8 protein-coding genes are annotated in these 8,579 nt (G+C 57.6%); 5 read left to right on the forward strand and 3 right to left on the reverse strand.

The window, feature by feature from the left end:
* Positions 1-428: 428 nt before the first annotated feature.
* A complete protein-coding gene (locus M0974_RS09705) occupies positions 429-968 on the forward strand; it encodes a cytochrome b (protein WP_297835721.1) in 540 nt (179 codons plus the stop codon).
* A gap of 12 nt (positions 969-980) precedes the next feature.
* Here the strand turns inward: M0974_RS09705 and M0974_RS09710 are convergent, their stop codons facing one another.
* From M0974_RS09710 to M0974_RS09720, 3 genes are read right to left on the reverse strand one after another with little or no spacing between them, the layout of a single operon-like run.
* Positions 981-1,304, reverse strand: a complete 324-nt coding sequence (locus M0974_RS09710; RefSeq protein WP_297835723.1) for a hypothetical protein — start codon at positions 1,302-1,304, stop codon at positions 981-983.
* Entirely contained in the window at positions 1,301-2,665 is a 1,365-nt protein-coding gene (locus tag M0974_RS09715) for an acyclic terpene utilization AtuA family protein (protein WP_297835724.1), read from the reverse strand. Before M0974_RS09715 ends, M0974_RS09710 begins: the two co-directional genes overlap by 4 nt.
* Position 2,666: 1 nt before the next feature.
* Positions 2,667-3,959, reverse strand: coding sequence for a CitMHS family transporter (locus M0974_RS09720; protein ID WP_297835726.1), 1,293 nt, complete (start codon positions 3,957-3,959; stop codon positions 2,667-2,669).
* Between the two features lie 132 nt (positions 3,960-4,091).
* On the opposite strand from M0974_RS09720, the gene M0974_RS09725 reads away from it, so the two are divergent.
* The 4 genes from M0974_RS09725 to efeB all read left to right on the forward strand — a co-directional run bounded on the left by M0974_RS09725 (position 4,092) and on the right by efeB (position 8,547).
* A complete protein-coding gene (locus M0974_RS09725) occupies positions 4,092-4,976 on the forward strand; it encodes a LysR family transcriptional regulator (RefSeq protein WP_297835728.1) in 885 nt (294 codons plus the stop codon).
* Positions 4,977-5,126: 150 nt separating this feature from the next.
* Positions 5,127-5,993, forward strand: a complete 867-nt coding sequence (efeU, locus tag M0974_RS09730) for an iron uptake transporter permease EfeU (RefSeq protein WP_297835729.1) — start codon at positions 5,127-5,129, stop codon at positions 5,991-5,993.
* Positions 5,994-6,001: 8 nt separating this feature from the next.
* On the forward strand, positions 6,002-7,210 hold the full coding sequence (gene efeO / locus M0974_RS09735) for an iron uptake system protein EfeO (protein ID WP_297835731.1): 1,209 nt from the start codon (positions 6,002-6,004) through the stop codon (positions 7,208-7,210).
* 44 nt (positions 7,211-7,254) lie between these two features.
* Positions 7,255-8,547, forward strand: a complete 1,293-nt coding sequence (gene efeB, locus M0974_RS09740) for an iron uptake transporter deferrochelatase/peroxidase subunit (protein WP_297835733.1) — start codon at positions 7,255-7,257, stop codon at positions 8,545-8,547.
* Positions 8,548-8,579 lie beyond the last annotated feature (32 nt).

Consider the following 8,579-nt stretch of genomic DNA (forward strand, 5'->3'; position numbering starts at 1 on the left):
AATGATCAGTATTTTTTTCCGGACCATGATGCCTTCCTAGCGTTTTTATAAGAGCGAAACGCCACGCTCTGAAATCAAACCGCTTTCGCGGCATGGGTGAGAATCACCTGAAGAGTGTTGGATCCAGCATGCTTCAGTGTCAAAGCACTTTTCCTGGTTTTAAGCGTTAATCGCTATATAAAACGTCAAAATATGCCCATAGGACCCGTAAAAGCGCGAAAAAAACATAATAGATACTTTGTTTATATCCAAATAAAAAAACACCCAAACGAATACTTTTTTACGTCAGATAACGTAGATATATAGCGATATGAATGTTTTTTTTGTTTTTTTGAATAAATAATCCTGCTGAGGTGTTCTTATTCCCAAGGAACTATCGCTTCTCCTCTGTGGACTCTGAAATTAATCGACCAAGGAAAAATCCCGTGATGACCGATTCGTTAACTCCACGCTACAGCGCCAAAGCCCGTTGGTTTCATTGGGTGATGGCTGGCCTGATCGTGCTGGCTTACATCCTCATCCTCAGCCGCAGCCAGTTCGCCAAAGGCTCTGACCCACGCATATTTGTGATCCAAACGCACTTCTGGGTCGGAATTCTGGTCTTTGTTATGGCTTTTTTCAGGATCGCAGAACGTCGCCGCCATACGCCGCCAGGTATTACTCCACCGCTTGAAGGTGCGCTGCACATGATGGCGACCTTGTCGCATTACGCGCTGTATGCGTTTTTGTTTGCTCAACCGCTGCTGGGCTTGTTTACCGTATTGCTGGGCAGTGGCAAGGTGCCAATCCCATTGACGTCGTTGGCGATCCCCTCGCCGTTCGACGTCTCGAAAACCACCGCAGAGTCACTTCAATATCTGCATGTGTTGCTGGGAACGATCTTCTATTACGTGATCGGCCTGCACGTCGTCGCGGCGGTATGGCACCATTTTGTACGCCGGGACGACACCGTCAAACGCATGGTGTAAGAGCGCATTTTTTTACAGTTCGATGTCCATGTCCAACAAGGCTGCGCCGAGCGCTTTGCCATGGGCATCCAGCGCCAATGAGCGGGTAACACCACCGCGCAGGATGCCGGGCAGGACGAAGTTCAGGGCATGGACATTGGGCAGTTCATAGCGGCGAACCGGGCCTGCAGCGGGATCGAGAAGCTCTGCGTACCAGGCGCTGATTCGTTCGACCGTCAATGCTTGGCACAGGCGTGGATAATCCTCGGCACGGTAGGCGATGACCGAGATATTCGAGGTGTCGCCTTTGTCGCCGGTGCGCGAATGCGCCAGTTCGCGCAGTTTGACAACACTCATGATGCATCCTCCAGATGGACCTGCGGGGTAACGGCGTCTCGCGCCAGGTAAAGCGACGCGACAGCCACCACCTGACGCAGGCTTTTCGTGGCTCCACCACCGCCATACGGCCCGTTGGTGTACAGGGTTTCCACTTCGTTACCGACGCGCACCGCTTCGGCCCGATCGGCGCAGCGCGCAGCCACACGCAGGCGAACTTCCCAGGGTTCGTTACGCGCATGCGAGCTGAGTTCAGCACCGTGCAGCGCGTCGACACCCATTAACTCGGCGCGCACTTCTTCATAAATAACGCCCATGAGCTTAAGCCGTTCAAGCACCACCTCACGGGCCAGCTGTGCCCGAGCCAATGCGCCCGGTCCGGCATAGGCAATCTGGCCTTCACCGATCCAGCCGTCGAGGTAACCCACCGAGACTTTCAACGTCGCCGGCCGCGCGTGCCCATCGGCGCCTGCAACGTGCACTCGGTCAAGCCCGTCGGCAACAAACGCCACAGCCGAAAAATCTGCACTAACATCCGGAGTCAGGTAAGCCGCGGGGTCATGCACTTCATAGATCATTTGCTCGGTGCACGTCGCGGTGTCGATGCGCCCGCCCGACCTCGCCACTTTGCTGATGACGGCGTGCCCCAGTTCATCGACCTCGGCCAACGGGAAGCCGAGACGCGCCAGATCCGGGACGTCTTTATAGCCAGGGTCGGCAAAATAGCCGCCACTGATTTGCCCAGCACATTCAAGCAAGTGCCCGACCAACGTGCCACGCCCGAGCAATGTCCAGTCGTCTTGCGCCCAGGCGAATTCGAACAGTTGCGGGGCGAGAAACAGCGAAGGATCCGCCACCCGCCCGGTGATGATCACATCGGCATCGGCCCGTAGCGCGTCGACGATACCGGTGACGCCCAGATAGGCGTTGGCCGAGATCAGTCGCTCACCCAACGAACCGACAGACACGCCGATATCGAGCATTAACGAGGGATCGGCCTGCACTGCATCCAGTACATCATCGCCGGTCAGGGCCGCCACCTTCAGGCCGTTAATGCCCAGTTCGGCGGCAATCCGTCGAACTTCCCGGGCAGCGGCCAAAGGATTTGCCGCGCCCATGTTAGTGATCACCCGCAGTCGCCGACGTTGGCCATCCGGACCGCGCCCAACGAAGGGCAGAACACGGCGCATTCTCTCGCCGAGCAGCGGATCGTAACCTGACTCCGGGTCGACCAGGCGAGCTTGTTGCGCCAGAGCGATGGTGCGCTCAGCCAGGCATTCGAAGACCAAATAATCCAGATCGCCGTGTTCTGCCAGTTCAACTGCTGGCTCGATACGATCGCCAGAATAGCCGGCGCCGGCGCCTATACGTAAGGTTTTCATCTCAGAAGATTCCCAGGAGTAACGCGGTCAGGGTCATGAGCACCGATGCCGCGAAAAGAAAGGGGATAGTGAAACGCTGGTGGTCGGCCAATTCGATCTTGCACAGACCAACCAACAGAAAGGTCGCGGGAGTGAGTGGGCTGACCGGAAAACCAGTGGTGTGCACGCCGAGCAGCGACGCTTGAGCGACTTGTAAGGGATCGACCCCCAATGCCTTGCCGACTTCGGCAATTACCGGCATCACCCCAAAATAAAACGAGTCGGGGTCGAACAACAGGCTCAACGGCATGGACAGAAAGCCGACAACGGCCGGAATCAGGTGCCCGTGCCCAGCAGGTATTTGCGCCACCGCGACCTCGGCCATTGCTTTAAGCATGCCGCTGCCTTGCATGATGCCGGTAAATACCCCGGCCGCCAGCAGAATGCTGGCCATGGTCAGCGCGGTTTTTGCGTGAGCATCTACACGTGCACGCTGGGCATCGACATTGGGGTAATTGACGCATAGCGCCACCACCGTGCCGAGCATGAACATCACCACCGGGTCGACCCAACCCGAGATCATTACGCCCATGACCAAAACCGTCAGGATTAGATTCAGCCAAAACAGTCGAGGGCGACGCAGACTCTGCTCCTCATCACTGAGTACCCGCTGCGGCACCACATCCACCGCGGCGCCCGCCCCGAGGCCGAGTCGACGCTCTTCGCGACAGCCCAACATCCAGGCACACGCAAAGACAAATACCAAGCCGACTATTTGGATCGGGATCAACGGCTGAAACAGTTGCGAAACGGGTACATGCAATGCAGCCGATGAGCGCAACACCGGACCGGTCCACGGTAGAAAGTTAACCCCTGCGGCCATCGCAGCCACGCAGGCGAGAATCCGTCGGTCCATGCCCAACCGGGTATACAGCGGCAGCATCGCCGGGATGGTCACCAGAAACGTCACCGCACCAGATCCGTCCAAATGCACCAACAGCGCCAGCAACGCGGTGCCGGTGACAATCCGCGTAGGGCGTGTGCCCACCGTGCGCAGGATTCGGTCGATGATCGGATCAAGCATCCCGGCGTCGGTCATCACGCCGAAGAACAGAATGGCAAACACAAACATGCCAACTACCGGCGCGACGTTCTTGATGCCAGTGATGATAAAGGCGCTGGTTTCGAGACCAAACCCGCCAATCAAGGCGGCGATGATGGGCAACGCGATCAAGGCGACTAGCGGCGAGAGGCGTTTGCTCATCACGCTGGCGAGCAAACAAAGGATGGTGATGACACCGAGCGTGGCGAGCATGGGCGAGTCCTGATTGTCATTTCTAACAGCCGTGGGCAGCGAAATGAGCGGTTGTTGTTTTCAGTGAGTATTAGAAAACCGGTTAAGCTTTGTAAATTGAAATGTTCACCGCTCAACGTTCGGAAAAACAGAATGAAAAATTCGATCCAGCATATTCGAGCGTTCCTCGCGGTCGCCCATAGCGGTAATTTTGCTAAGGCGGCAGTGGCCCTTAACTTGTCGCCGTCGGCATTAACCGTGCAGATCCAGCAATTAGAAGAATGGCTGGGCGTGACGCTGCTGGAGCGCAATCCGCGTTATGTCGGTCTCACCTCAGCCGGCCAGAAAAACCTCGGCCCGATGGAGAAACTGCTGCTGGACCTGGACAACATCGTGGCCGGCTCGCGGGATTTGGCGGCGTTGCGCCGTGGCGTGGTGACCATCGCCGCGTTGCCCTCGATTTGCTCAAGCGCACTGCCGCGAATCCTGCGGCTGTTTCGCCAGCAGTTCCCAGGGGTAGAGGTACGTCTGCGCGACGTTGTGGCGCAGCGCATTGATGCACTGGTGCGTGAGGGCGAAGTAGATTTTGGTGTCGGCGTGCGAGCACGAATCACCCACGGCCTCGACTTTGAGGTGGTGATGGTCGATCGCTTGTGCTTGTTCGTACCTGCCGAGCACCCATTGGCGGCTCGCTCGTCAGTGGTGCTTGGCGAGCTCACAGCCCAGCCGATGATTATGACGGGGCGTGACAGCAGCGTACGCGAACGCGTGGAACACCTGTTTGCCGAGGAAAACCTGACCCTGATACCCGGCCTTGAAGCCAACTATATGTCCACCGTGCTGGCGTTGGTGCGGCAGGGTTTGGGCATGACCCTGCTGCCTGAATCAGCTGACGATGGCCGTGGGGATTTACTCAAGGTGAGGGTTGAACACTCAGGTGTGAGCCGTGAAATCGGCTTGATCACCCGGTCAGGCCAGGGCTTGAGTCCGGCAGCGCAGCAGTTTTTGGCATTAATAAAGTCGGACTTGCGAACCTGAACCCGACCTGTCCTGGTGAACAATATTCCCCGCTTCTAAAAAAACAGGTAGCTCCATTCAATAATGAGTATCATTATGTTACGTATTGCCATGCGCGAAGACTTCTTGCGCGTATGACAAAAGACACCCTACTGAATTCCGTGGTGACACATGCTTGTTCCTTTTCTGATCATGCTGCGCGAAGGCATTGAAGCCGCGCTTATCGTTGGCATCATTGCCAGCTACTTGAAACAGACCGGCCGTGGCGAATGGATGCCTGCCGTATGGATTGGCGTTTTTCTGGCCTCAGCGCTGGCCCTGTTGGTGGGCGGTGGACTGGAAATGATGAGCGCGGAATTCCCGCAGCGTCAGCAAGAACTGTTCGAAGGCATCGTTGGCCTGATAGCCGTGGCCATCCTCAGCTCGATGGTGTTCTGGATGCGCAAAGTTGCGCGTTCGATCAAACACGCACTGCACGCGTCCCTCGACGCGGCCCTCGCCAATTCGAAAAACCAGGTCTACGCGCTGATCGCCATGGTGTTTTTCGCCGTGGCCCGCGAGGGTCTGGAAACTGTATTTTTCCTGCTGGCCGTGTTCCAGCAAAGTGAAGGCCCTGGCGCGCCAATCGGCGCCCTGCTTGGCTTGATTCTGGCGATTGGTGTGGGTTTCGCCATCTACAGCGGCAGCATGCGCTTGAACCTGGGCCTGTTCTTCCGTTGGACGGGCCTGTTCATTCTGGTGGTTGCCGCCGGGATTCTGTCCACCTCCGTGCAAGCCTTGCATGAAGCCGGGCTGTGGAATCACTTGCAAACCGTGGTCTTTGATATCAGCGCAACGTTGCCTATGGACGGTCCATTGGGGTCAGTACTGGCGGGCATGTTCGGTTATCAGGATGCACCAACGGTCAGCACGCTGAGTGTTTACCTGATCTACCTGATCGGTGCGTTGGTGCTGTTCTTTCTGCCGCACCCCGAAGTGGTCAGCTTGCCTGCCAAGCCTTCGCAACATCATCACTCACCATCTGTTACGAATAAATAAGGGCACCCATGTCGAACCTCCCCAACGGGCTTCCTGAGAAAGCCATGCATCCCCGCGTCTTGCGCTTGGCGGTTGCCGGTTCCGTGATCGTCATGCTTGCCGCTGGCGGGCTGTTTTATTACGCGTCCCAGGCCGCGATGCATAAGCGTCAGGCCAATAACAGTGCTGAAGTGACGGTCACTATTCATCCAGGCAACTGCGAGCCCAATGCCTTGGTCGTGCCTGCCGGGCGCACTGCATTTCGTATCGTCAACCGTTCGGAACGTGCGGTTGAATGGGAAATTCTTGATGGTGTGATGGTCCTCGAAGAGCGCGAGAACATCGCCCCTGGTTTAAGCGCGGTGATCAACGCCAACCTCAAGCCGGGCGACTACACCATCACCTGCGGTTTGCTGAGCAATCCTCACGGCACCATGAAGGTCACCCCTACTGCGGCTTCCGACGCCCTCGCCAAGGCCAAGCCAAGCATGGTCGCGTTCCTCGGCCCGTTGTCGGAATACCGGGTGTACATGAGCCTGCAAAGCTCAGCGCTGCTCAAGGCGGTTGTTGCACTGCAAACTGCTGTCGATGCCGGCGACCTGAGCCAGGCGCAAGCGGTCTATCTACCGGCTCGCGCGGCTTACCAGCGTCTTGCGCCTGCAGCCCAGCGTTTCTCCGAAGTCGATAACGCGATCAATGCCCGTGCCGATTACTACGAAAAACGCGAGCAAGATGCCGGTTTCAGCGGTTTTCACCGCATTGAATACAGCCTGTTTGACCAACACACCGTCGAGGGCTTAGGCCCGGTCGTGCAGAAGCTGCAAGCAGACATCGCCAGCCTCAAGCAACAATTGCTGGCGCAATCGATGCAGCCTGAGCAGTTGGTCGGCGGCGTAGTCCATTCGCTGCGCAGCCTCGCGGACATCCGCAGCAAAGGTGAAGAAGAACGTTACAGCCACAGCGACCTGAATGGGTTTGCCGCCAATCTGGACGGCACACGCAAGGTGATCGAGCTGATGCGACCGCTGCTGGTCACTTCCAACGCCGATCTGCTGAAGCGCATCGACAGCGCCACTGCCGCGTTGGACGAGCAAATCAAGGGCTTCAACACCGATGGCGTTTATCGCCCGTACGACCAAGTGACCACTGAACAGCGTCAGCAGCTGGCAGACAAGGCCAAGGCATTAGCCGATGCACTGGATGGAATCGATCCCGCATTAGGCCTTTCAGGTCTCTGAACAGTGTCCTCTCGATTTTTGAATTAGAGCGAAGACGTACCACCATGAAAGACTTAACGCACACCGATGCTCCAGATTCAGTTCAACGCCGCCGAGTGCTCCTGGGACTCGGTGTGGCGGGCGCGGCATTGGCCGGTAGCAGCCTGAGCGGCAATGTCATGGCGGCTACCCCGGCAAAAGTCACCGAAGCACCGCACAGCGAACAGACGCGGGACCATCACGATTTCCACGGTCGTTATCAAACCGGGATCGTGACCCCGCGCCCGGCTGCCGGCATGCTGGTGTCGTTCGACGTGTTGGCCACTGATCGTGAAGACCTGGAGCGTCTGTTCCGCACGCTGAACGAGCGCATTGCGTTCTTGATGACCGGCGGCACAGTGCCGCAGATCGACGAAAAATTTCCGCCCACCGATTCCGGAATTCTCGGGCCGGTGGTGACGCCAGACAACCTGACGGTCACGGTTTCCGTAGGCGCTTCATTGTTCGACGAGCGTTTCGGCCTCGAGTCGGTAAAACCCAAGCGCCTGATCGAGATGATTGGTTTCCCCAACGATGCTCTGGAACCGGGCTGCTGCCATGGCGACTTGAGCATTCAGTTCTGCTCTAACACACCAGACACCAACATCCACGCCCTGCGCGACATCATGAAGAACTTGCCGGACTTACTTCTGGTGCGCTGGAAGCAGGAAGGTACTGTGCCGCCGCAGGCGCCGCTCAAACCCGGCCAACCCGCGCAGAGCGCACGTAACTTCCTGGGTTTCCGCGACGGCTCAGCCAACCCTGACTCCAGTGACCAGAAAGCCATGGAGATACTGGTGTGGGTGCAACCCGATTCCGATGAGCCCGCCTGGGCGGCGAACGGCAGTTACCAAGCGGTGCGCATCATCCGTAATTTTGTCGAGCGCTGGGACCGGACGCCGTTGCAGGAACAGCAAACGATTTTTGGCCGTCACAAAGCAACTGGCGCGCCGATGGATGGCAAGCAAGAAAGCGACGAGCCTAATTACGCGGCTGACCCTGAAGGCAAGGTTACGCGAATGGATGCTCACATCCGCCTGGCGAACCCGCGCACTGCCGCCACCGAACGCAACCGGATTTTGCGCCGCCCCTTCAACTATTCCAACGGCGTGGGCAAAAACGGCCAGCTCGACATGGGCCTGTTGTTCGTCTGCTTCCAGTCCAACCTGAGCGCCGGTTTTCTCACGGTTCAAAGCCGTCTCAGTGGCGAGCGCCTGGAGGAATACATCAAGCCGGTAGGCGGCGGTTACTTCTTCGTGCTGCCTGGCGTCGCCGATGAAGCCAGTTTCCTAGGGCAGGGCATTTTTGGCGCGGGGTGAGGGACGGCAGCGATGGCATAGCGACAGAAGCG

This window comes from Pseudomonas sp. (genome assembly GCF_026224925.1).
In the GTDB taxonomy this organism is placed as follows: Bacteria; Pseudomonadota; Gammaproteobacteria; order Pseudomonadales; family Pseudomonadaceae; genus Aquipseudomonas.